Source organism: Caballeronia cordobensis (assembly GCF_001544575.2).
In the GTDB taxonomy this organism is placed as follows: domain Bacteria; phylum Pseudomonadota; class Gammaproteobacteria; order Burkholderiales; family Burkholderiaceae; genus Caballeronia; species Caballeronia cordobensis.
This window is the reverse complement of sequence record NZ_FCNY02000018.1, coordinates 73,630-95,012: the sequence shown is the minus strand read 5'-3', so window position 1 is coordinate 95,012 and position 21,383 is coordinate 73,630. Positions and strand designations below refer to the sequence as shown.

Annotated in this window: 20 protein-coding genes, 1 tRNA gene and 1 CRISPR repeat array; of the genes, 9 read left to right on the top strand and 12 right to left on the bottom strand. The window is 64.3% G+C overall.

Annotated elements, in window-relative coordinates:
* Positions 1 to 64: 64 nt before the first annotated feature.
* The 5 genes from minE to map form a co-directional block, all read right to left on the bottom strand.
* On the bottom strand, positions 65 to 319 hold the full coding sequence (gene minE, locus AWB70_RS28550; protein WP_006999197.1) for a cell division topological specificity factor MinE: 255 nt from the start codon (positions 317 to 319) through the stop codon (positions 65 to 67).
* Positions 320 to 328: 9 nt separating this feature from the next.
* Positions 329 to 1,144, bottom strand: a complete 816-nt coding sequence (gene minD, locus AWB70_RS28545; protein ID WP_014190723.1) for a septum site-determining protein MinD — start codon at positions 1,142 to 1,144, stop codon at positions 329 to 331.
* An 89-nt stretch (positions 1,145 to 1,233) separates the two neighbouring features.
* A complete protein-coding gene (gene minC / locus AWB70_RS28540) occupies positions 1,234 to 2,001 on the bottom strand; it encodes a septum site-determining protein MinC (protein ID WP_014190722.1) in 768 nt (255 codons plus the stop codon).
* A 153-nt stretch (positions 2,002 to 2,154) separates the two neighbouring features.
* Positions 2,155 to 2,679, bottom strand: coding sequence for a GNAT family N-acetyltransferase (locus AWB70_RS28535; protein ID WP_014190721.1), 525 nt, complete (start codon positions 2,677 to 2,679; stop codon positions 2,155 to 2,157).
* Positions 2,680 to 2,853: 174 nt separating this feature from the next.
* Positions 2,854 to 3,636: a type I methionyl aminopeptidase gene (map, locus tag AWB70_RS28530; RefSeq protein WP_053567671.1), complete on the bottom strand. Its 783-nt coding sequence runs from the start codon at positions 3,634 to 3,636 to the stop codon at positions 2,854 to 2,856.
* Between the two features lie 298 nt (positions 3,637 to 3,934).
* Between map and AWB70_RS28525 the strand changes: the two genes are divergently transcribed.
* The gene (locus AWB70_RS28525) at positions 3,935 to 4,165 is read left to right on the top strand and encodes a hypothetical protein (protein ID WP_159680330.1); all 231 of its coding nucleotides are present in this window, start codon (positions 3,935 to 3,937) and stop codon (positions 4,163 to 4,165) included.
* A gap of 121 nt (positions 4,166 to 4,286) precedes the next feature.
* A CRISPR array of direct repeats spans positions 4,287 to 5,104; the repeat unit is 25 nt; unit sequence GTTTCCTCCGCGTGCGCGGAGATAG.
* Between the two features lie 108 nt (positions 5,105 to 5,212).
* Here AWB70_RS28525 and AWB70_RS28520 read toward each other — a convergent pair.
* From AWB70_RS28520 to AWB70_RS28510, 3 genes are all read right to left on the bottom strand, one after another.
* A tRNA-Ser gene (locus AWB70_RS28520) sits at positions 5,213 to 5,303 on the bottom strand.
* Positions 5,304 to 5,418: 115 nt separating this feature from the next.
* A complete protein-coding gene (gene serS / locus AWB70_RS28515; protein WP_053567670.1) occupies positions 5,419 to 6,717 on the bottom strand; it encodes a serine--tRNA ligase in 1,299 nt (432 codons plus the stop codon).
* Positions 6,718 to 6,858: 141 nt separating this feature from the next.
* Positions 6,859 to 8,175, bottom strand: coding sequence for a replication-associated recombination protein A (locus tag AWB70_RS28510; protein ID WP_041730193.1), 1,317 nt, complete (start codon positions 8,173 to 8,175; stop codon positions 6,859 to 6,861).
* A 226-nt stretch (positions 8,176 to 8,401) separates the two neighbouring features.
* Here AWB70_RS28510 and cytX point away from each other — a divergent pair, with 226 nt between their 5' ends.
* Entirely contained in the window at positions 8,402 to 9,721 is a 1,320-nt protein-coding gene (gene cytX, locus AWB70_RS28505; protein ID WP_053567669.1) for a putative hydroxymethylpyrimidine transporter CytX, read from the top strand.
* Positions 9,722 to 9,724: 3 nt separating this feature from the next.
* Here cytX and speB read toward each other — a convergent pair whose 3' ends face one another.
* Entirely contained in the window at positions 9,725 to 10,750 is a 1,026-nt protein-coding gene (speB, locus tag AWB70_RS28500) for an agmatinase (protein WP_053567668.1), read from the bottom strand.
* A 114-nt stretch (positions 10,751 to 10,864) separates the two neighbouring features.
* Between speB and AWB70_RS28495 the strand changes: the two genes are divergently transcribed.
* Both AWB70_RS28495 and AWB70_RS28490 read left to right on the top strand, forming a co-directional pair.
* Positions 10,865 to 11,776, top strand: a complete 912-nt coding sequence (locus AWB70_RS28495; protein ID WP_053567667.1) for a LysR family transcriptional regulator — start codon at positions 10,865 to 10,867, stop codon at positions 11,774 to 11,776.
* A gap of 318 nt (positions 11,777 to 12,094) precedes the next feature.
* Complete coding sequence (locus tag AWB70_RS28490; RefSeq protein WP_235024380.1) at positions 12,095 to 12,424, top strand: hypothetical protein; 330 nt, start codon at positions 12,095 to 12,097, stop codon at positions 12,422 to 12,424.
* Positions 12,425 to 12,461: 37 nt separating this feature from the next.
* Here AWB70_RS28490 and lolA read toward each other — a convergent pair whose 3' ends face one another.
* The gene (gene lolA / locus AWB70_RS28485) at positions 12,462 to 13,142 is read right to left on the bottom strand and encodes an outer membrane lipoprotein chaperone LolA (protein WP_053567665.1); all 681 of its coding nucleotides are present in this window, start codon (positions 13,140 to 13,142) and stop codon (positions 12,462 to 12,464) included.
* 50 nt (positions 13,143 to 13,192) lie between these two features.
* Complete coding sequence (locus AWB70_RS28480; protein ID WP_053567664.1) at positions 13,193 to 15,508, bottom strand: DNA translocase FtsK; 2,316 nt, start codon at positions 15,506 to 15,508, stop codon at positions 13,193 to 13,195.
* Positions 15,509 to 15,873: 365 nt separating this feature from the next.
* Here AWB70_RS28480 and trxB point away from each other — a divergent pair, with 365 nt between their 5' ends.
* The 5 genes from trxB (at position 15,874) to AWB70_RS28455 (ending at position 19,644) form a co-directional block, all read left to right on the top strand.
* Complete coding sequence (gene trxB / locus AWB70_RS28475; protein ID WP_014190710.1) at positions 15,874 to 16,869, top strand: thioredoxin-disulfide reductase; 996 nt, start codon at positions 15,874 to 15,876, stop codon at positions 16,867 to 16,869.
* A 174-nt stretch (positions 16,870 to 17,043) separates the two neighbouring features.
* Complete coding sequence (locus AWB70_RS28470) at positions 17,044 to 17,874, top strand: Smr/MutS family protein (RefSeq protein WP_053567663.1); 831 nt, start codon at positions 17,044 to 17,046, stop codon at positions 17,872 to 17,874.
* Positions 17,864 to 18,484 (top strand): trimeric intracellular cation channel family protein, encoded by a 621-nt coding sequence (locus AWB70_RS28465; protein ID WP_014190708.1) that lies wholly within the window; start codon positions 17,864 to 17,866, stop codon positions 18,482 to 18,484. Before AWB70_RS28470 ends, AWB70_RS28465 begins: the two co-directional genes overlap by 11 nt.
* 129 nt (positions 18,485 to 18,613) lie before the next feature.
* Positions 18,614 to 19,267 (top strand): protein-L-isoaspartate O-methyltransferase family protein, encoded by a 654-nt coding sequence (locus AWB70_RS28460; protein WP_014190707.1) that lies wholly within the window; start codon positions 18,614 to 18,616, stop codon positions 19,265 to 19,267.
* Between the two features lie 53 nt (positions 19,268 to 19,320).
* Positions 19,321 to 19,644, top strand: coding sequence for a rhodanese-like domain-containing protein (locus tag AWB70_RS28455; RefSeq protein WP_014190706.1), 324 nt, complete (start codon positions 19,321 to 19,323; stop codon positions 19,642 to 19,644).
* Positions 19,645 to 19,663: 19 nt separating this feature from the next.
* Here the strand turns inward: AWB70_RS28455 and AWB70_RS28450 are convergent, their stop codons facing one another.
* Entirely contained in the window at positions 19,664 to 21,241 is a 1,578-nt protein-coding gene (locus AWB70_RS28450; RefSeq protein ID WP_053567662.1) for a GDSL-type esterase/lipase family protein, read from the bottom strand.
* Positions 21,242 to 21,383 lie beyond the last annotated feature (142 nt).

Here is a 21,383-nt window from a genome sequence, read left to right as displayed (position 1 = left end):
AGCCGGAATCACATGATTCCGGCTCTTTTCGAGAAACATGGCGCCGCATGCGCGGCGCGCGGCATCACGCCTGCGGAATCTCTATCTTCACTTCCAGCACTTCGAGGTCGTCCTGACGTTCGAGGCTCACTCGAATATCGTCATCGGAAATCTTCACGTACTTCGAAATCACGGCAACGAGTTCTCGTTGCAACGCCGGCAGATAATCGGCGGCGGCTTTGCCACCCGCGCGCTCGTGCGCAATGATCAACTGCAAGCGTTCCTTCGCGACCGAAGCGGACTTTCTTTTCTCGCCCAGCAAAAACGAAAGAATCGACATTGCGTCCCCTTACTTGGTGCCGAAGATGCGTTGCAACAGCCCTGGCTTCTGATAATCGGTGAAGCGCAGCGTCTTTTCCTCACCGAGGAAACGCGACACCACGTCCTTGTACGATTCGGCGACATCCGTGCCGTCCAGATGCACCGCCGGCAAGCCCTGGTTCGATGCATGCAGCACCGCTTCCGATTCCGGAATCACGCCGATCAGGTCGATGCGCAAGATCTCCTGAATGTCCGACAGCGACAGCATCTCGCCTTCGGAAACGCGTTTCGGGTTGTAGCGCGTGATCAGCAGATGCTCCTTGACCGGCTCTTTGCCTTCGATCGCACGCTTCGTTTTCGACGACAGGATGCCGAGAATGCGGTCCGAGTCGCGCACGGACGACACTTCCGGATTGGTCACGATGAGCGCTTCGTCGGCGAAGTGCATCGCCATCAGCGCGCCGGATTCGATACCCGCCGGCGAATCGCAGACGATGTATTCGAAGTCCATCTTGATCAGTTCCTCGATGACCTTCTCGACGCCTTCGAGCGTGAGCGCGTCTTTATCGCGCGTCTGCGAGGCCGGCAGGATGTAGAGGTTCTCGCTCTTCTTGTCCTTGATGAGCGCCTGATGCAGATTCGCTTCGCCCTGGATGACGTTGATCAGGTCGTACACCACGCGGCGTTCGCAACCCATGATGAGGTCGAGATTGCGCAGACCGACGTCGAAGTCGATCACGGCCGTCTTGTGGCCGCGCAATGCGAGCGCCGATGCGAAGCTCGCGCTGGTGGTCGTCTTGCCGACGCCGCCCTTCCCCGAAGTCACCACAATGATTTTTGCCATACAAGTACCTTGTGTTCGTCAAATAGGTCCGCTCGCGCTGTCTTCGAGCGCGCGCCGCGGGAATCGGGCGCGCGAGCCGATACAACTCGTCAGGTCAGCCGCAGCGGTTCGATCATCAGTTTTTCTTCTTGCAGCCAGATCTGCACCGGCTTGCTCGCGACATCGGCGGGCAGCGGGTTCTCGGTCGTCCGATAGATGCCCGCGATGGAAATCAGTTCCGGCTCGAGACAGGTGCAGAAGATGCGCGCGTCGAGATTGCCATGCACGCCGGCGAGCGCGCGGCCCCGCAACGGCGCATAGATATGGATATTGCCTTCCGCGATCACCTCGGCCCCGTACGACACGAGCCCGAGCACGATCAGATCGCCCTTCGCGTAGACCTGCTGGCCCGAGCGCAGCGGACGGTCGATGATGGTCGCGGGCTGCGGCAGGCTCGCGGGCGGCGGTTCCTTCGCGACCGCCGCTTCGATCACGGCGGCGGCTTCGGTGTTCGGCTTCGCTTCGTCGGCCGAGGGCTTGGGCGCGCCGCGCCTGTCGCGTGCTTCGAGAATCGGCAGGCCGCCTTCGTTCGCCCATTGAATCGCCCACGTCTGCGCGGGCAGCGCGACGATGCCGATCGGACGCATGCGCACGCTCTTGAGCAAGGCTTCGAGATCGACGAGCGAGACGCGCTCCTGTTCGGCGAGACGGCGCACGTCGATGGCGACGACATCGCCTGCGAAGAATTCGGGAGTCGCCTCGAAGCGCCGCGTGAGTTCAGTGCGCAGGGCATTGAGGTCGGGAGTCTTGACGACGAAGAGAAGCGTGTCGACGGAGCCGCTGCGCAGTTCGAAGAAGGGCGTTTTGTTGAGCGACATAGGAACGGCCAAAAATTTTGCGTATTTTACAGGCGTTGTCGCACACGGCCATAATTTTTAGGACCGATTCAGCTATCGATAACGAGAAATGCGGGCGCGAAGTGCGCACGACAGGCACGCGGATACCGGGCACAGGACACGCACTGACGTGCGTTAGAGGTCGTCTTCGGCCTGCATGTGACGCACGAAGAGCGACTCGGCTTCTTCCTCGTGCGACGGCATCGCGCGGCGCTCGCCCGTCGGGCCGAAACCGAGACGCTCGTAGAAGCGCATCGCGGTGCGGTTTTCCTCGGAGATCCACGCATGCACCTCGGCGGCGCCCTGCGCGGCGAGCCATCGCGTCGCGACGTTCATGAGCAGCTCGCCGCCGCGCAGATGCCGCACGGCGGGCGCGACCCAGAGCGCGCTCACGAATGCGCGCGCGCCCGGCGTCTCTTCGATGTACGCGTGCACGAGACCGCAGGGATGACCTTCCGTGTAGAGCAGGAACGTCGCGAGCCGCGGCGAATTCGCATGCAGCGCCGCGGTTTCTTCGAACGACGACGGGTCGACGAGCAGCGCATCTTCAAGCGTTTCGCCGAAAGCGTACGGCGCTTCGCGCAGCGATGCCGTGCGAAGCTCGCGCAAAACCGAACCTTGTTGCGCGGCGATGCGGCTGACGGTCAATGAGGGACTCATGCGTGCGCTCATGCAGACTATTTCTCTCTGGCTTTCAGGCTCTTTAGCGCGTGCGGCTCTGTCGGCCGGTCCGGCGCGCAGGCCATTGGCATAGCTTCAACCGAACGGGCGTACCCGTCAATTCCTAAATCCGGGAAACTGCTTTACAACGCACACGGGCGTAGCCCGCGGCGCTCAGGGCGCTTCATAAGCGCCGGTACCGTCCGGCCACGGCGTGAGGAGTTCGAAGCCCTCTTCGGTCACGGCGACCATGTGCTCCCATTGCGCCGAAAGCGAGCGGTCCTTGGTCGTCACGGTCCAGCCGTCGCGCGATTGCTGGGTGGCCGCGCGGCCCGCGTTGATCATCGGCTCGATGGTGAAGACGAGGCCCGGCTTGAGGCGCAGGCCCGCGCCGCGCTGGCCGTAGTGCAGCACTTGCGGATCTTCGTGATAGACGCGGCCGATGCCGTGGCCGCAATACTCGCGCACCACGGAAAAGCCTTCGCGATGCGCGACGCTCTGAATGGCCGCGCCGACGTCGCCGAGCGTCGCGCCCGGGCGCACTTCGCGGATGCCGGCGACCATCGCTTCATAGGTCGTCTCGGTGAGGCGGCGGGCTTGCTCGCTCGGCGCGCCGGCGTAATACATGCGGCTCGTGTCGCCGTAGTAGCCGTCCTTGATGATCGCGACATCGATGTTGATGATGTCGCCTTCCTTCAATTCTTTCGGTCCGGGAATGCCGTGGCACACGACGTGATTCACCGACGTGCACACCGTTTTCGGAAAACCCATGTAGCCGACGTTGGCGGGGATCGCTTTCAGTTCGTCGACGATGAAGCGATTGCAGATGGCGTCGAGTTCATCGGTGGTGACGCCCGGGCGGACGTGTTCGGCGATCATCGCGAGGACTTCGGCGGCCATGCGGCCGGAGATGCGCAACTTTTCGATGTCTGCGGGGGTCTTGAGCGTGATGGCCATTGAGCAATGCGATGGGTTCGTGCCGGGTTCTTGCTGCCTGGCGCGGGCGTTTTCGCCGGTGTTTGCGGCGGGCGGCGCGCGAGGACAATGGGGCCGATGATAGCACTCCCGCGCAGCGCCGCCTCTCGAAGGACCGCCTGGGCGCGGCATTTCGGGGTTGCCGCGCTCATCGCGCGCTCTTGTGGCGAGCGCGCGTTTGTGTTTTAGTGGCCCGTTTTCAGACTTGCCGGAGCGTTATGACCTTGCATCGATTTGCCTTCTTCTGCGCGGCGCTGTCGGGCGCGGCCGCCCTTGCAGCATGCAGTTCGACGAGCGAGCCGGAGCTGCGCGCTTCGAAGCCCGTGATTCACGTTTCGTCGGCGCGGGCGGCGTCGGATATATCGAGTTGTCTGCAGCGGATGATTCCATCGGCGCAAGCAAGACGCGATCAAGGCTCGACGGAGTTGATGGTCGGATCGAATGCATGGCTCGTGACGCTGACGCCTTCGGTATATGGATCGGTGGTGAAGGTGCAGCAGTCGTCGAGTGACGATGGTGGCGTGCCGGAGCCGGAGCTTCGGTTTGATATTGCGAGGTGTACGACTTGAGGGGCGTTTTCTAGGGGTGGGGTTGGTGATTTGGTGTTTTGGATCATGAGGTTATGATCTAGGGTTTCCTCCGCGTGCGCGGAGATAGACCTTAGAGCGACTGAAGTTAGTGATAGATTGATCGGTTTCCTCCGCGTGCGCGGAGATAGACCTTGCAGCGTGCAAAAGACGAAGAATCGCGCAGCGTTTCCTCCGCGTGCGCGGAGATAGACCGACGCGCGAAAGTTCAACGACGCGCGCTTGTTCGTTTCCTCCGCGTGCGCGGAGATAGACCTTGACGATGACCGTACCGCCCGGAATGTACTGAGTTTCCTCCGCGTGCGCGGAGATAGACCCGCCGACGATGTGTTAGTAAGCGCCGTCGTCAAGTTTCCTCCGCGTGCGCGGAGATAGACCCTCGTCTTTCCTGGCAGACGGTTCTGTGTTCTCGTTTCCTCCGCGTGCGCGGAGATAGACCCCGCTCATAGGTCGGACCCAACGGCATCGTCAGGTTTCCTCCGCGTGCGCGGAGATAGACCCGACATCAGCTCTGCCGTGCTGGCCTCGCTGGGGTTTCCTCCGCGTGCGCGGAGATAGACCCCCGCCGACTCGCGCGAAACGCCATTCGCAAAGGTTTCCTCCGCGTGCGCGGAGATAGACCGTGAAAAAACAACCTGTGGAGTTTGTTGCAACCGTTTCCTCCGCGTGCGCGGAGATAGGCCCACGTGACTCTGGAAGGCGAACGCTGGGACAGCGTTTCCTCCGCGTGCGCGGAGATAGGCCTCCATCGCTCGCGTATCACGATGCCATCGCGATGTTTCCTCCGCGTGCGCGGAGATAGACCCGTGCTGCCGATCCTGCAGGACAAGAACAATCAGTTTCCTCCGCGTGCGCGGAGTTAGGCCTGTCGAGGCTCGATCTGCACGCCGCACAGCGTGTTTCCTCCGCCCCCAGCGGAGCCCCAAAACAAAAACCCCGCAAGCCTGACGACTTGCGGGGTTTTCAGATTTTGGCGGAGAGGGTGGGATTCGAACCCACGGTACGGGAAAACCGTACGCCTGATTTCGAGTCAGGTACATTCGACCACTCTGCCACCTCTCCGGCTACCAGTTCATTTGACAACTTACTGGCCTTCGTGAGCCGGTCGTTGCTCAACGAAGAACGAAAGTATATCGAACTCTTCCGACCTTTCCAAGCCCCTTTTTGCAAATAGGTGTCAAACGGAAGCTGCGACTTCGATCCGTTCCGCACCGCGCATGTACGGGCGCAACGCGGCGGGAATCGTCACCGAACCGTCCGCGTTCTGGAAGTTCTCCAGCACCGCGACGAGCGTGCGCCCGACCGCCAGCCCCGAGCCGTTCAGCGTATGCACGAACTCCGGCTTGCCCTGCGCGTTGCGAAAGCGCGCCTGCATCCGGCGCGCCTGAAACGCCTCGGTATTCGAGCAGCTCGAAATCTCGCGATACGTGTTCTGCGCCGGCAGCCACACTTCGAGATCGAACGTCTTCGCCGCCGAAAAGCCCATGTCGCCCGTGCACAGCGTAATCACGCGATACGGCAATTCCAGCTTCTGCAGAATGGTCTCCGCCTGGCCGACCATCTCGTCGAGCGCTGCGTACGAATGCTCCGGCGACGTGACCTGCACCATCTCGACCTTGTCGAACTGATGCTGGCGAATCAGACCGCGCGTATCGCGTCCGTACGAGCCCGCCTCCGAGCGGAAGCACGGTGAATGCGCGGTGAGCTTCACCGGCAGCGCGTCCGCTTCGAGGATGCTGTCGCGCACCGTGTTCGTGAGCGAGATCTCCGACGTCGAAATGAGGTACTGCGTGACCGTGTTCTCGTCGCCGCCCTTCTCGACGCGGAACATGTCGTCGGCGAATTTGGGCAACTGGCCCGTGCCGTAGAGAATCTCCGGATTCACGATGTACGGCGTGTACGCCTCGGTATAGCCGTGCTGCTCCGTATGCGTGTCGATCATGAACTGAGCGAGCGCGCGATGCAGCCGCGCAATCTGCCCGCGCAGCAGCGTGAAGCGCGCGCCCGACAGCTTCGCGCCGGTTTCGAAGTCGAGGCCGAGCGGCGTGCCGACATCGACGTGATCGCGGACTTCGAAGTCGAACGCACGCGGCGTGCCCCAGCGCCGCACTTCGACATTCTGCGTTTCGTCGTTGCCCACCGGCACGCTTTCGTGCGGCAGATTCGGCACGGTCAGCATCAGGTCCGACAGACGCTTCTGAACGTCATCCAGCTTCGCCGCCGATTCCTTCATCGTGTCGCCGATGCCGCTCACTTCCGCCATCACCGCCGACGTGTCCTCGCCGCGCCCCTTCATCGCGCCGATCTGTTTCGACAGGCTGTTGCGGCGTGCCTGCAGTTCTTCGGTGCGGGTCTGGATCTCACGGCGCTCGGCTTCGAGCGCGGCGAACGCGGCGACGTCGAGCGTGTAGCCGCGATCGGCGAGGCGCTTCGCGACGCCGTCCAGGTCTTTGCGGAGGTGTTGGATGTCGAGCATGGCGGGGGCTGCTTTGATAAGTAATCGGAAACGCCGATTTTAGCGCACGGTCATCGCGCGCCGGTCGCAAACGCGCACCGGTCGGCGAAACGCCGAATGCGTGTGCGCGAAACGGCCGCGCGCGGCTTCAACGCCCGGACTTCAGCGTTTCTTCTCCTCGCGATGCTCGCGCCGCCAGGCCTCGTCGAGTTCGGCGAGCCGGTCGAGCTTTTCGCCGATCTTGCCTTCGAGCCCGCGCGGCGTCGGCCGGTACCAGTGCGGATCGCGCATGCCGTCCGGGAGATAGGTTTCGCCGGCCGCGTACGCGTCGGGCTCGTCGTGCGCGTAACGGTATTCGTGCCCGTAGCCGAGCTCCTTCATCAGCTTGGTCGGCGCGTTGCGCAGATGCACCGGCACCCCGCGCGACTGATCCTTGCTCACGAAGCGCCGCGCCTCGTTGTACGCGTTATATCCAGCGTTCGATTTCGGCGCGACCGCCAGATAAACCAATGCCTGCGCAAGCGCCAGTTCGCCTTCGGGCGAGCCGAGCCGCTCGTACGTCTCGGCTGCGTCGAGGGTAATGCGCGCGGCGCGCGGATCGGCGAGGCCGATGTCTTCCCACGCCATGCGCACGATGCGCCGCGCCATGTAGCGCGGGTCCGCGCCGCCGTCGAGCATGCGGCAGAACCAGTACAGCGCGGCGTCCGGATTGCTGCCGCGCACCGATTTGTGCAGCGCGCTGATCTGGTCGTAGAACGCGTCGCCGCCCTTGTCGAAGCGGCGCAGGTTTTCCGCGAGCGCGCTGCCGAGCAGCGCGCCGTCGACGTCGGTCTGCTTTTGCTGCGCCGCCGCGCGCGCGACGATTTCCAGATTGTTCAGGAGCTTGCGGCCGTCGCCGTCGGCGGAACCGATGAGCGCGTCGCGCGCTTCGTCGGTGAACGTGAGGCCGCCGAGCTCTTTCGTCGCGCGTTCGAGCAGTTCCTTCAGTTCGTCGGCGTCTAGGCTCCTCAGCACGTAGACCGCCGCACGCGACAACAGCGCGCTGTTCACCTCGAACGACGGATTTTCAGTGGTCGCGCCGACGAACACGAACAGGCCCGACTCCACATGCGGCAAGAACGCATCCTGCTGGCTCTTGTTGAAGCGATGCACTTCATCGACGAAGACGAGCGTCTGATGCCCGTTCGCGCGATGAATCTGCGCCGTCTCCACCGCCTCGCGGATATCCTTCACGCCCGACAGCACCGCCGAGAGCGAGATGAATTGCGCATGGAACGCGTCGGCCATGAGGCGCGCGAGCGTGGTCTTGCCGACGCCGGGCGGGCCCCAGAGAATCATCGAGTGCGCCTCGCCCGATTCGAACGCGACGCGCAGCGGCTTGCTCGGTCCGAGCAGATGCTTCTGGCCGATGACGTCGTCGATGGTGCGGGGGCGCAGGCGCTCCGCGAGCGGAACGGTGCCACGGTTTTCTTCGAACATGTGCTTGGGTCGGCGCAGCGAATGCGCGTGAGCGTCAATCGGCGCTTGCTCGATTGGCGCGGGTGAATCAAAGACGGCGATAATCTTGCCCTTTTCCGGCGCGCGTGCCCATTGGCCAAATGGCCAGGTTGTCGCGCAAGGCAATCAGACCGCAGAATCGGACAATTATGACAGCCGGGCGGGCGTACGCGTTCAGCCCGTCCGGACAATATAGGGAACCAAACCCATGCAGCAAGAGACTATCGGCCAACACGACGACAGCGCCACGTACGCGCCGCTCACGCCGGTGCCGCCCGAGCGGCGCGCGTTCGGCACGAGCGATGCCTTCGCGCTGTGGTTTTCGCTCGGCATCGGCCTGCTCGTCGCGCAGGCGGGCGCGCTGCTCGTGCCGGGCCTGTCGCTGCCGCACGCGCTGGTGGCGATCGCCATCGGCACCTCGATCGGCGTCGTGCTGCTCGCGCTTGCGGGCGTCGTCGGCACGGATACGGGGCTCGCGGCGATGTCGTCGCTACGCCCGACGCTCGGCGTGCGCGGCGCGTCGGTGCCGGCCGTGCTCAACGCGATCCAGCTCGTCGGCTGGGGCTCGTTCGAAATCATCGTGATGCGCGATTCCGCCGATGCGCTCGCGAAGCAATCCTTCCATTTCTCGATGCCGCTCGTCTGGACGCTCATCTTCGGCGCGCTCGCGACGCTGCTCGCGGTGAGCGGACCGCTCTCCTTCGTGCGGCGCTTTCTGCGCTCCTGGGGCATCTGGCTGCTGCTCGGCGGCGCCGGCTGGCTCACGTGGAATCTGCTCGCAAAGCACGATATTTCCGCGCTGATGTCCCGTCCCGGCACGGGCGAGATGGCGTTCGGCGCGGGCATCGATCTCGTGGTGGCGATGCCGCTTTCGTGGCTGCCGCTGATCGCCGACTACACACGCTTCGGCAAGAGCGCGGGCGGCACGTTTCGCGGCACGCTGCTCGGCTACGGCATTGCGAACCTGTGGTTCTATGCGCTCGGCGCGATCTACGGACTCGCGGCGGGCGGAGGAGACGCGCTCCTGACGACCGCGTTCGCGCAGGCGGGCGGAGGCCTCGCGCTGTTTCTCATTCTGATCGACGAAACCGACAACGCTTTCGCCGACATCCATTCCGCCGCCGTTTCGACCGGCACGTTCTGGGCGCGCGCCAGCGTGCCGATGCTCTCGTGCGCGTTCGGCGCGCTGTGCACGCTGGTCGCGCTCGTCGTCGAGATGGGCAAGTACCAGAACTTCCTGCTGCTCATCGGCTCGGTGTTCGCGCCGCTGTTCGGCGTCGTGCTGGCGGATCACTTCATCGTGCGAAAGCGCCGCATCGACGCCGCCGTGCTCGGCGACGTGCACGGCCGCTACGGCTATTCGGGCGGCTGGCACGTGAGCGCGTTCATCGCGTGGGGCATCGGCATCGCCGCGTATCACGCGATCAATCAATGGCTGCCGAATCTCGGCGCGACGCTGCCCGCGCTCGCACTCGGCGCGGTGTGCTATTTGCTGCTGGTGTCGGGCAAGCGCCGCGCGTACGCGTAGGCGCTATTTCGCCGTCCGGTACTCCACGCCCGGCAGCACGCACAGCAGTTCGAACGCGAGATTCGCGCCGAGCAGCGCGGTCGTGCCGAACGGGTCGTAAGGCGGCGCGACCTCCACGAGATCCGCGCCGACGATATTCAGCCCGCGCGCGCCGCGCACGATTTCCAGTGCCTGCGGCACCGTCAGCCCGGCAATTTCCGGCGTGCCCGTGCCCGGCGCGAAGGCCGGATCGATACCGTCGATATCGAACGTGATGTAGACCGGGCCGTCGCCCATCTGCGCGCGCACTTCCTGCATCAGCGGCGCGAGCGATTTGTTCCAGCACTCTTCGGTCTGCACGACGCGAAAGCCCTGCTCGCGGCACCAGTCGAAATCGCCGGCTTCGTAACCCGTGCCGCGCAGGCCGATCTGCACGACGCGCGAGCAATCCAGCAAGCCCTCTTCCACCGCGCGGCGAAACGGCGTGCCGTGCGCGATCTTCTCGCCGAACATGGTGTCGTTGACATCCGCGTGGGCGTCGATGTGAATCAGCCCGACCTTGCCGTGCTTCGCGTGAATCGCGCGCAGGATCGGCAGCGCGATCGTGTGATCGCCGCCGAGCGTGAGCGGCTTGCAGCCGTGCTTCAGAATTTCGCGATACGCGCGCTCGATGCGGTCGATCGAATCGAGGAGGTTGTACGGATTGATCGCGACATCGCCCAGATCCGCGACGCGCAGCGAGTCGAACGGCGCGGCGCGCGTCGCCATGTTGTAAGGCCGCAGCAGCACGGATTCGCTGCGCACCTGACGCGGCCCGAAGCGCGCGCCCGTGCGGTTGGACGTGCCGAGATCGAACGGCACGCCGACGAAACACGCATCCAGCCCTTCGGCCGACGGAACGTGCGGCAGACGCATCATCGTCGTGATGCCGCCGCAGCGCGGCATCTGGTTGCCCGACAGCGGCTGCGGGCGCTCGGCGCGCTGTTCGAGAAAGTGCGAATCGAAGTGTTCGGCGGGCGCGAAGAGCGAAGACGGCGAGGTCGTATTCATGGCGTCGAATGAATGTTCGTTGCGATACGACCATTATCAGCCGCTTTTCGGCGAAGTTAAAATGGCGACGAAAATACCTTAACATCGATATTTATCGATGTTTCGCCGCCGCACATGTTCACTCACCTTTCCGATCTCGATCTGCGCCTGATCCGCGTCTTTCTCGCCATCGTCGATGCGGGCGGCGTGTCGTCCGCGCAGGCCACGCTCAACGTCGGGCAATCGACCATCAGCACGCAGCTCGCGACGCTCGAAACGCGGCTCGGCTACCGGCTCTGCGAACGCGGGCGCGGCGGCTTCGCGCTCACTTCGCGCGGCGAGCAGTTCGTCGATGCGTGCAGGACGCTGCTCGCGGCCGTCGACACGTTCGATTCCACCGCGCGCAACGTCGGCCGGAAGCTCGTCGGCACGCTCACGCTCGGCATGATCGGCAACACGCCTGTCAGCGCGAATGCACGCGTGAGCGAGGCGATCGCGCGTTTCCGGCAGCGCGACGAATCGGTGCGCCTCGCGGTGCTGGTGCGCTCGCCCGGCGAGCTCGAAGAGATGCTGCTGTCGGAGCGGATTCAGATGGCGATCGGCTATTTCTGGCATCGCGTGCCGTCGCTGGAATACACGGAAATCTTCGCGGAGGATCAACTCGCGTATTGCGGACGCGAGCATCCGCTGTTCGCGCGCGCGGGGCGTGTGAGCGCGGCGCAGGCGTTCGAGCACGACTGGGCGTGGCGCAGCTATCCGCTGCCCGAAGCCGGCGAACTCGTACCGCGCCATATCGGAGCGGTCGCGGACAACATGGAAGCCGTCGCGATGCTGGTGCTCTCGGGCCGCCACCTCGGCTATCTCCCCGAGCATTTCGCCGCGCCGTATGTGAAGGAAGGGCTGCTTGCGCCGCTGAATCCGAAAACGATGCGCTATCGCGTCGCGTTTCAGATGGTCACGCGGGCGACACGTGCGAGCGGCGTGCGCGGCGCGAAGCGCGAGATCGTGGAAGCGTTCATCGAGGACATGCAAGCCGCGCATTCATGATTTTTAGCAGCAATTTAAACGATGAAACTGCTTTTTTGCACCGACAGTTTTTGACAATTTAGTTATCGAAAGTACATTGTCAGAACAATCAGATTTCTCCTAATATCAGCTCGCGCGCATCTCAAAAATAAGCCGAAGCACGACACGCGATATGTCCAACAGGGGGAAACGATGATGAAACGAAACGGTGCACATGTGACACTGCTGATCGCTCTGACAGGCGCGTCGGTCCTTTACCCGATGACAGGCGCAGCGACGACTCGGGTCCCGGGCGGCGTCATCACATTCAGAGGCGCGTTGGTCGCGCCGCCGTTCGATGTGTCCATCGGAACTACGCCAACGCTGGGCGTATCGACCGCCGAACAGACGCGCAGCGGCGAGTCGTCCGGCAACACCCTATACGTCACGTACGGCGCCGATCCACGCAATCCGCCCAACGCGGACGTTTCCCTATCGGTTGCGGGCCACGCGACGAACGGCGGCCAGGCGCTTGCCGCGAGCTTTAGCGACGGCAAGGGACGCAAGATGACGCCGGGTATCGGCGGGGAATACCACCTCGGCGCACTCGGCGGAACGCTGGCGATACGCGCGAAGGACGATGCATCTTCCTCCGCCACACGCGTGACGATCGTGACGAACTATCGCTAGCGAACGTGCGGCTCGCGCGAGCCGCACTACGAAGGCGTTACCCGTTGATCACGTCCGCGCCCTTCGGCACGGTGAACTTGAAGGTGTCGCTCTTGATCGGCGGGTTCTTCTGAATGTTCGAGAACGTGAGGAGCGTGACGTTGCCGAACACGTCGTGCAACTCCATCGCCTGCAGGTTGCCGTCCTTGAAGCCGATGCCGACCGTCTCGAACTGCGTGTCCTTCGACTTCGGCGTGAGTTCGAGCCAGTCGATGCCGCCCTTCTCGCCCGCATCGCGCAGGTTGAAGTTCTTGTCCAGATCGTTGCTGCCGAAGAGAATCGCCGCGGGGCTCGCGCCGAGCGCGCCGCCGAGCGTGCGCACCGTGACCTGATTCAGATCCTTGTCGTAGACGTAGAGCTTGTCGCCGTCGGCCTGAAGGACTTGCGAATACGGCTTCTGATACGACCAGATGAACTTGCCCGGACGCGCGAACATGAAGGTGCCGCTCGACGTCGCGCCCTTGGTCGGCACCGCGTTCGAGGTCGCGCCGTTGTTCGTCTTGCCCGGCGCCTTGATTTCCTGCTGCGTGAAGTCGCCGCGCGCCGCATGAACCTGCGACACGAACGCCTTCAACTGCTCCGTGCCGCTCGCGAACGCGTGCGACGCGAACAGCATCGACGCCGAAAAGATCGCCGCGCCGAGCGCCTTCGTGAAGGGATTCCCCGTAAATTGCTTCATCGTTATGTTCTCCGTTGGGACGCGCGCGTCATTCCGCCTCGACGCTTGCGTCATTCCGCATCGCGCGCCGGCGAGAGGATTTCGCGGTTGCCGTTCGACGACATCGCCGACACGAGCCCCGAGTTTTCCATCTGTTCGAGCAGACGCGCCGCGCGGTTGTAGCCGATGCGCAAGTGCCGCTGCACGAGCGAGATCGACGCGCGCTTGTTCTTGATCACGACCTCGACGGCCTGATCGTACAAAGGATCCGACTCGCCGTCGGCGCCGCCGGTTCCGCCCGCGCCCGCCGAGCCTTCGTCGCCGTCGCCCGCGAGACCGCCTTCGAGAATGCCCTCGATATAGTTCGGCTCGCCGTGCTCCTTGAGCTTCTCGACGACGCGATGCACTTCCTCGTCCGACACGAACGCGCCGTGCACACGCACCGGCAGACCCGAGCCCGGCGGCAGATAGAGCATGTCGCCCATGCCGAGCAGCGATTCCGCGCCCTGCTGATCGAGAATCGTGCGCGAATCGATCTTCGACGACACCTGGAACGCCATGCGCGTCGGCACGTTCGCCTTGATGAGGCCCGTGATGACATCGACCGAAGGCCGCTGCGTCGCGAGAATCAGGTGGATGCCCGCCGCGCGCGCTTTCTGCGCGATCCGCGCGATCAGCTCTTCCACCTTCTTGCCGACCACCATCATCAGGTCGGCGAGCTCGTCGATCACCACGACGATGTTCGGCAGGCGCGTGAGCGGCTCGGGTTCGTCGGGCGTGAGGCTGAAGGGGTTCGGAATCTTTTCGTCGCGCTTCTTCGCTTCGTCGATCTTCGTGTTGAAGCTCGCGAGATTGCGCACGCCCATCTTGCTCATCAACTTGTAGCGGCGCTCCATTTCGGCGACCGCCCAGTTGAGCGCGTGGCCCGCCTGCCGCATGTCGGTGACGACGGGGCACAGCAAGTGCGGAATGCCTTCGTAGACGCTCATTTCGAGCATCTTCGGATCGATGAGGATGAGGCGCACCTGATCCGCGCTCGCCTTGTAGAGCAGCGAGAGGATCATCGCGTTGATGCCGACCGATTTGCCCGAGCCCGTGGTGCCCGCGACCAGCAAGTGCGGCATCTTCGCGAGATCGGCGCAGACCGGATTGCCGCCGATATCCTTGCCGAGACCCATCGTCAGCGGCGAGGCGCCGTTCGCATAGACCTCGGAGCCGAGAATCTCGGAGAGCTTGACCGTCTGGCGGCGCTGATTCGGCAATTCGAGCGCCATGAAGTTCTTGCCCGGAATCGTCTCGACGACGCGAATCGACACGAGCGACAGCGAGCGCGCCAGATCCTTCGCGAGACCGACGATCTGGCTGCCCTTCACGCCCGTCGCCGGCTCGATTTCATAGCGCGTGACGACCGGCCCCGGATACGCCGCGACCACGCTCACGTCCACGCCGAAATCCTTCAGCTTCTTCTCGATGAGGCGCGACGTGTATTCGAGCGTGTCGGCAGCGATGGTTTCCTGCGTCTTCGGCGGCGGATCGAGAAGCGCGAGCGGCGGCAGCGTGGAATCGCCCGGCAAGTCCTTGAAGAGCGGCACCTGCTTTTCCTTCTCGGCACGTTCGGAGCGCGCGGGCGCCGGCGCGGCGGGCACGATCATCACCGGCTCGTGATCCTCGCTTTTCTCGCGCGAACGCACGACCTTGCCCTCGCGCTTGGACGCGGCTTCCTCGCCGAGCTTGCGGTCCCGGCCGGCTTCGCGGCGCAATTGCGCGCCGGTGATTGCGTTGAGGATGCCGTCTCCGACCTTCTCGCAGACCGACAGCCACGAGAAGCGGAAATACAGCGACAGGCCGATCGCGAGCGCGATCAGCAAAAAGAGCGTTGCGCCGGTGAAGCCGAGCGCATGCGAGACGTGCCGCGCGACGACATCACCCACTACACCGCCCGGCGCGCGCGGCAACTGCACCTTGAGCGACCACATGCGCAGCGCCTCGATGCCGTCGGAGGCGAGCAGCACGAGCACGAACGCGAAGGCTTCGGCGAGCCAGGTGCGGTCTTTGGGCGCGTCTTCATCGACGGCGGGCGGCTGCGTGATTTTTCGATAATTCGCGATGATGCGCCGCGCGAGCAGCACGATCAGCCAGTACGAAGACAGCCCGAAGACGAGCAGCAGGATATCCGACGTATAAGCGCCGACGCGCCCCGCCCAGTTGGCGATGTGATCGACGCTCACCGCGTGGGTCCAGCTCGGGTCCTTGCGGCTGTACGAGAGGAGCGCCATGACGAGGAACAGTCCGAGGGCGACCTGGAGAATCCATCGAATCTCGGTGAAGAGCCGCGACATGCGGTGCGGCAATGCCTGCGGGCTCGCGGAATAAGTAGCTTTGGCCATTGATTCGGTGTCGCTTTCTTGCGGCCTCTCGCCTGTTGCGCGGGGCCGCATGGAACGGTGGCCTATTGTAAACGCTGCATTGCGGTGAAAGGCGCAAAAACGGGCGGCTTCTTGCAACCTGTAACACTCGTCACGGCTGCGTCATCTGCGCGAATCCGCGCTGATCCACGCATTTCGCCTATCAATCCGATTGAAAGGTTCACTCGGAAGGCTTTTCCGGCGGCCTTTATAATGCCCCTTTTGCACCTAAATACGGTTCAGCGGAAGCCTCGACGCGCCTTTTGCCGTCACCGCTGGCGTCGCTATTGCTGCATCGCAGACGCCAGACAGGCTTCCAGACTGACCATCGATAACGGACCATCATCATGTCTTCGCCCAAACACGCCAAAGTGCTGATTCTCGGTTCCGGCCCCGCCGGCTACTCCGCCGCTGTCTACGCCGCGCGCGCGAACCTGTCGCCGCTGCTCATCACGGGCCTCGCGCAAGGCGGCCAGCTGATGACCACGACCGACGTCGAGAACTGGCCGGGCGATCCCTCGGGCGTCCAGGGTCCCGAACTGATGCAGCGTCTCGAAGAGCACGCGCGCGCGTTCAACACCGACATCGTGTTCGATCACATTCATACCGCGAAGCTCAACGAGCGTCCGATGCGCCTCATCGGCGACTCGGGCGAGTACACCTGCGATTCGCTCATCATCGCCACGGGCGCGTCGGCGCAGTATCTCGGCATGCCGTCGGAAGAAGCGTTCATGGGCAAGGGCGTGTCCGCCTGCGCGACCTGCGACGGCTTCTTCTATCGCAACGGCGAAGTCGCGGTGATCGGCGGCGGCAACACGGCCGTCGAGGAAGCGATCTATCTTGCGGGCATCGCGAAGAAGGTCACGGTCGTGCATCGCCGCGACAAGTTCCGCGCCGAGCCGATCCTGATCGACCGGCTGCTCGCGAAAGAGAAGGAAGGCGTCGTCGATATCAAATGGAATCACGTGCTCGACGAAGTCCTCGGCGACGACTCCGGCGTCACCGGCCTGCGCATCAAGGACACGCAAAGCGGCCAGACCACCGATCTCGCGCTGCAGGGCGTGTTCGTCGCGATCGGCCACAAGCCGAACACCGATCTCTTCGCCGGCCAGCTCGAAATGAAGGGCGGCTACATCATCACGAAGGGCGGCACGAGCGGCGACGCCACCGCGACGAGCCTCGCGGGCGTGTTCGCGGCAGGCGACGTGCAGGATCACGTCTATCGCCAGGCGATCACGAGCGCGGGCACGGGCTGCATGGCCGCGCTCGACGCGCAGCGCTATCTTGAGACCATCAACGAGACGCCGACGCCGCATTCGATGAGCCACGAAGCGGATCGCTGATCGACCCTTCGACGCGAACGGCGCGCGGCGAGCCGGTAAAATGAATGCCAGCCGTCTCGCGTGACGCACGCTGGTCAGCAACGGGCCACGGTTCGCGCCGCCGGCCCGTTTTTGTTTCGGCGCGCGTGCGCCGCGGTCCGAGCCCGATTTTCGACGATTTCCGCTGGCCGAACGATGCCGAAGAACCTCCCCCATCCGAACGAACCGAAAGCCCGGCAGAAGCCCGCGCCGCGGCCCGTCGAGCCTGCGCCGAGCAAGCCGGCCGACGTCGCCGCGGCCGTCCGGCGCGAGGGGCTCGCGGGCCTGTCGTCGCTGAAGCGCGCGCTGAAGGACAGCGCCGAGAAGCGTGAAGTGCAGCGCGTCGCGGCGGTGCGCGCCGAGCGCGAAGCCGTCGCGGATGCCGACGAGTTCCGTCGCGCGATCGGCGAAGTCGAGCGGCTCAAGACGCCGCCGCGCACGACCATCACACGCGTGCCGCCGCCGCCCGAGCCGCTGCAAAGCCGCCGCGACGAGGAAGCCGTGCTGCAGGAAGCGCTCTCCGACGAATACGACCCGGAAAGCCTGCTCGATATCGATGAAACGCTGTCCTACTACCGTCCCGGCATCAGTCAGGAAGTCGTAAAGAAGCTGCGGCGCGGCGCGTGGATCGTGCAGGCGCAACTCGATCTGCACGGCATGCGGCGCGAGGAAGCGCGCGAGGCGCTCGCCGAATTCATCCGCGAAGCCGTGAAGCGCGGACTGCGATGCCTGCGCGTGATTCACGGCAAAGGTCTCGGCTCCATCGGCAAGGCACCGGTGCTCAAGGGCAAGGTGCGCGCGTGGCTCGTGCAGAAGTCGGAAGTGATCGCGTTCTGTCAGGCGCGGCCGCACGACGGCGGCGCGGGCGCGGTGCTCGTGCTGCTGCAGCCGGGCGGCGCGCCGCGGCATCACAACCATCCGCAGGACAAAACGCAAGGGCAGCGCCTCGGCAAGAACCCGCATCCGGGGCCGGACAGTGCATCCTAGACTCAGCCTCGCCATTGCGGTCATGGAGGCGCTCGCGATTTTCGCGTACGCCTTCTCCGGGCTCATCGAGGCGCGCAAGCGCCGGCTCGACGCGGTCGGCGCGTTTCTCGTCGCGCTCGTCACCGCGTTCGGCGGCGGCACGGTGCGCGACGTGCTGCTCTCGCGCCGCCCGTTCTACTGGGTCGAGCACCAGGATTACGTGCTCTTCATTTTCGCGATGGCGATTTTCGCGCCATTCTTCCTGCGTGTGACCTCGCGTCTGTTCGATCAGCGCGCGCTCCTCGTCACCGATGCGGTCGGGCTCGGTCTCTTCAGCGTGTCGGGCACGTCGATCGCGCTCGACGCGCAAATGCCCGCCTTCACCGCGACGATGATGGGTGTCATCACCGGCGTGTTCGGCGGCGTTCTGCGCGACGTGCTCTGCAACGAAGTACCGCTGATCCTGCGCGACTCGCGCCCCTACGCGGTCTGCGCGTTCGCCGGCTGCTGGATCTATCTCGGGCTCGAACGGCTCGACGTCGACACGATCTACAACGTGCTCGCGTCGACGGCGTTCATCCTGCTTGCGCGTCTCGTCACCTACAAGTTCGATATCCGTCTGCCGCACTAGCGGCCCGCGACAGACGGCGCTCGCGCGAAACGGGCGGGAAAACCCGTCCTTTTGCTACAATCGCGGAGTTTTCAAGCCCCGCATCCGGCCGCGATGCAACCGCTCCGGTCGTCATCACGCACACAGAACATGAACATCGAGCAAGCGCGTTTCAACATGATCGAGCAACAGATTCGTCCGTGGGAAGTGCTGGACCAGGACGTGCTGAACCTGCTCGCGATCGTCAAGCGCGAGAACTTCGTTCCCGCCGCGTACCGCAACATCGCTTTCGCGGACCTCGAAATTCCGCTGCCCGGCGGCGAGCGCATGCTCGCGCCCAAGATCGAAGCGCGCATCCTGCAGGAGCTCGCGATTCACAAGGGCGAAACGGTGCTGGAAATCGGCACGGGTTCCGGCTACATGGCGGCGCTGCTCGCGCATCGCGGCCGCAGCGTGACGACGGTCGAAATCGCCCCCGAACTCGCCGATTTCGCGAAGCAGAACCTCGCGGCCAACGGCGTGACGAACGTGGAAGTGATCACCGGCGACGGCGCGCTTGGCTGGAATCAGGGCGCGCCTTACGACGTGATCTGCGTATCGGGCGGGCTGCCCGTCATTCCGCAGGAATTTCTGGAGCAGCTGAAAATCGGCGGGCGCATCGCCGCGTTCGTCGGGGCCGCGCCGGTCATGAAGGCGCAAATCATCACGCGCGTGGACGAAAAGCAGTTCCGCGTGTCCGATGTCTTCGAAACGCTCGTCGCGCCGCTGAAGAACGCGGTGCATCCGTCGCTCTTCAAGTTCTAAGCCGAAAGCGCGGCGCCGGCCCGGCCGGCACCGCGCGTCCTGCCGGAATCTCCATGCAAAACCTGACCGCACCCGAACTCGCCGCGTGGCTCGCGGATGCCTCGCGCCCCGCCCCCGTTCTGCTCGACGTGCGCGAGCCCTGGGAAATCCAGACGGCGCAGATGGCGAACATCGTGTCGATCCCGATGCGCGACATCCCCGCGCGCAGCGAGGAGTTGGACGACGAAGCACAGATCGTCTGCATCTGCCATCACGGCGCGCGCAGCGCCCAGGTCGCGATGTTCCTGGAATCGCGCGGCTTTACGAAGACGTTCAACCTGTACGGCGGCATCGACGCGTGGTCGCGTCAGGTCGATCCGTCGGTTCCCACGTACTGATCTTTTCTCGGGCCGTGCGTCATCCCGCGCTCGACCACAGCGCCGTGCCCTGCGGCGAATAGATCACGAGATGACCGTCTTTCTGGATCAGCGCGTACGAGCCGGGAACGTTCGTGCGCGTCTGCCAGACCACCGCGCCGCTGCTGTCGTACATCACCAGATTGCCGTCTTCCTGCATGCGCAAGCGCACGCCAGGCGCGCCGCTCACCTTCGATGACCAGATCGTCGAACCGTTGAGCACGGCGACGAGAAAGCCGTCCCCCTGCAGGTTCAGCCGCACATTTCCGCTGCATGCCGGCAGCGATCCGCCCATCGCGATGCCCTCTCCCATCGAGAGGCGGCCGCACGCGCTTGCCGAGCTGATCAGCGGCAGCGAGGCGAACCAGGACAGATCGACCGCATCGGCGATCGCCTGCATGCCCGCGTCGTTCGGATGCAGGTTGTCGCCGCTGTTGTAGGCACGCGCGAACGCGGTGGACGTCGCGCTGCCCGCCGGATCGCCCAGCGCCGCCGCCTGGTCCAGCACGGCATCGCACCCGCTGGCATTCTTGTCGCGCAGGAACGCATTCACCGTCTGGCGTGTTGTCTCGATGTCCGGCGTCCACTCGTCCAGGCCTTGAAACGGCGTGAGCGTCGAGCAGATCGCCATCACTTTCGCCTGGTTCGCCTGCGACACGAGCTGCTGATAGGCGTCCATGATCCGCTGCGCACTCTGCGGATTGCCGTTGACGAGGTTGTTCACCGCATCGTCGGAAATGATCACCCACTTCACGTTCGTCTGCCCGATGACGTCGCGGCCGAAGCGCGTCAGGCCGGCCTGGCCGTTGCCGTCCGCGAAAAGCTCGTTTCCGCTGATGCCCTGATTCAGCACGCCCACGTTCATGCCCGCGCGGATGAGCCGTTCCGCGAGCCGGTTCGGCCAGCGGCCGTTCGTGTTGGGCGTGGACGAGAAGCCATCCGTGATCGATGCGCCGAACGTCGCGATCGCGCCCGTCGCGGCGGCGTTCATCACGTCGAGGCCGGTCAGAAAGTAGTACGACTGCTCGCCCGCCGCGTTCACGACGCCCGCTGCGAACTCCGTGTCCGCGCTGACGTCGCCGGGCGCGATGTAGTTGTCCTGCAAGCCCTGCATGTGGCCCGTCGAGCGCGGCGGCGTCTTCGACGGCACATGGAAGCTGATGGCGAGGTCGTCGAGCGGCAGCACTTCGAACGCGACCGCATCGCTTTGCACCGTGCCGCCCACCGGGATCGTCACATACGGCTGACCCTTGAACGTCACCGGCTTGTCCGTGCCCGGCACCGTGCGCGGGCCGCTCGCACGGCGTGCGATATGCACGTCGCCGAGCGTGACCGGCTGCGTGCCGAAGACATTGGAAAACGTCATCCGCGCCGCCGTGCCGCCGATGCTCGTATGCACGATGTGACGAATCGTCTGGTTGTTGAAGCCGGGATCGCCCGTGATGTCGGTCGAGGCCGCCCAGGTGCCGGTCCACGGTGCATTGGTGATGACGCCCTGCGCGAAATAGTGCGATGTATCGGGCCACGACAGAAACACAGCCAGCGCGAGTCCGATGAACCTATGAAGTCGTCGTTTCACGTCGCCTCCTGTGTGATGGGCAGCGTCGCATCGAATGCGCGCAAGCCATCATTCAAATTGTTGGTGTGGAACTAGACCATGCGGCCAGATCGATAGCCGTGCGCTGGCGTACAGACAGCGGAAAACCCCAAGTCGAAAAAGA

Bases quoted from the DNA above. Each gene is read 5' to 3' on its own strand.
- minE (WP_006999197.1), bottom strand. From the start codon at position 319: ATGTCGATTCTTTCGTTTTTGCTGGGCGAGAAAAGAAAGTCCGCTTCG.
- minD (WP_014190723.1), bottom strand. From the start codon at position 1,144: ATGGCAAAAATCATTGTGGTGACTTCGGGGAAGGGCGGCGTCGGCAAG.
- minC (WP_014190722.1), bottom strand. From the start codon at position 2,001: ATGTCGCTCAACAAAACGCCCTTCTTCGAACTGCGCAGCGGCTCCGTC.
- AWB70_RS28535 (WP_014190721.1), bottom strand. From the start codon at position 2,679: ATGAGTCCCTCATTGACCGTCAGCCGCATCGCCGCGCAACAAGGTTCG.
- map (WP_053567671.1), bottom strand. From the start codon at position 3,636: ATGGCCATCACGCTCAAGACCCCCGCAGACATCGAAAAGTTGCGCATC.
- AWB70_RS28525 (WP_159680330.1), top strand. From the start codon at position 3,935: ATGCAGTTCGACGAGCGAGCCGGAGCTGCGCGCTTCGAAGCCCGTGAT.
- serS (WP_053567670.1), bottom strand. From the start codon at position 6,717: ATGCTCGACATCCAACACCTCCGCAAAGACCTGGACGGCGTCGCGAAG.
- AWB70_RS28510 (WP_041730193.1), bottom strand. From the start codon at position 8,175: ATGTTCGAAGAAAACCGTGGCACCGTTCCGCTCGCGGAGCGCCTGCGC.
- cytX (WP_053567669.1), top strand. From the start codon at position 8,402: ATGCAGCAAGAGACTATCGGCCAACACGACGACAGCGCCACGTACGCG.
- speB (WP_053567668.1), bottom strand. From the start codon at position 10,750: ATGAATACGACCTCGCCGTCTTCGCTCTTCGCGCCCGCCGAACACTTC.
- AWB70_RS28495 (WP_053567667.1), top strand. From the start codon at position 10,865: ATGTTCACTCACCTTTCCGATCTCGATCTGCGCCTGATCCGCGTCTTT.
- lolA (WP_053567665.1), bottom strand. From the start codon at position 13,142: ATGAAGCAATTTACGGGGAATCCCTTCACGAAGGCGCTCGGCGCGGCG.
- AWB70_RS28480 (WP_053567664.1), bottom strand. From the start codon at position 15,508: ATGGCCAAAGCTACTTATTCCGCGAGCCCGCAGGCATTGCCGCACCGC.
- trxB (WP_014190710.1), top strand. From the start codon at position 15,874: ATGTCTTCGCCCAAACACGCCAAAGTGCTGATTCTCGGTTCCGGCCCC.
- AWB70_RS28470 (WP_053567663.1), top strand. From the start codon at position 17,044: ATGCCGAAGAACCTCCCCCATCCGAACGAACCGAAAGCCCGGCAGAAG.
- AWB70_RS28460 (WP_014190707.1), top strand. From the start codon at position 18,614: ATGAACATCGAGCAAGCGCGTTTCAACATGATCGAGCAACAGATTCGT.
- AWB70_RS28455 (WP_014190706.1), top strand. From the start codon at position 19,321: ATGCAAAACCTGACCGCACCCGAACTCGCCGCGTGGCTCGCGGATGCC.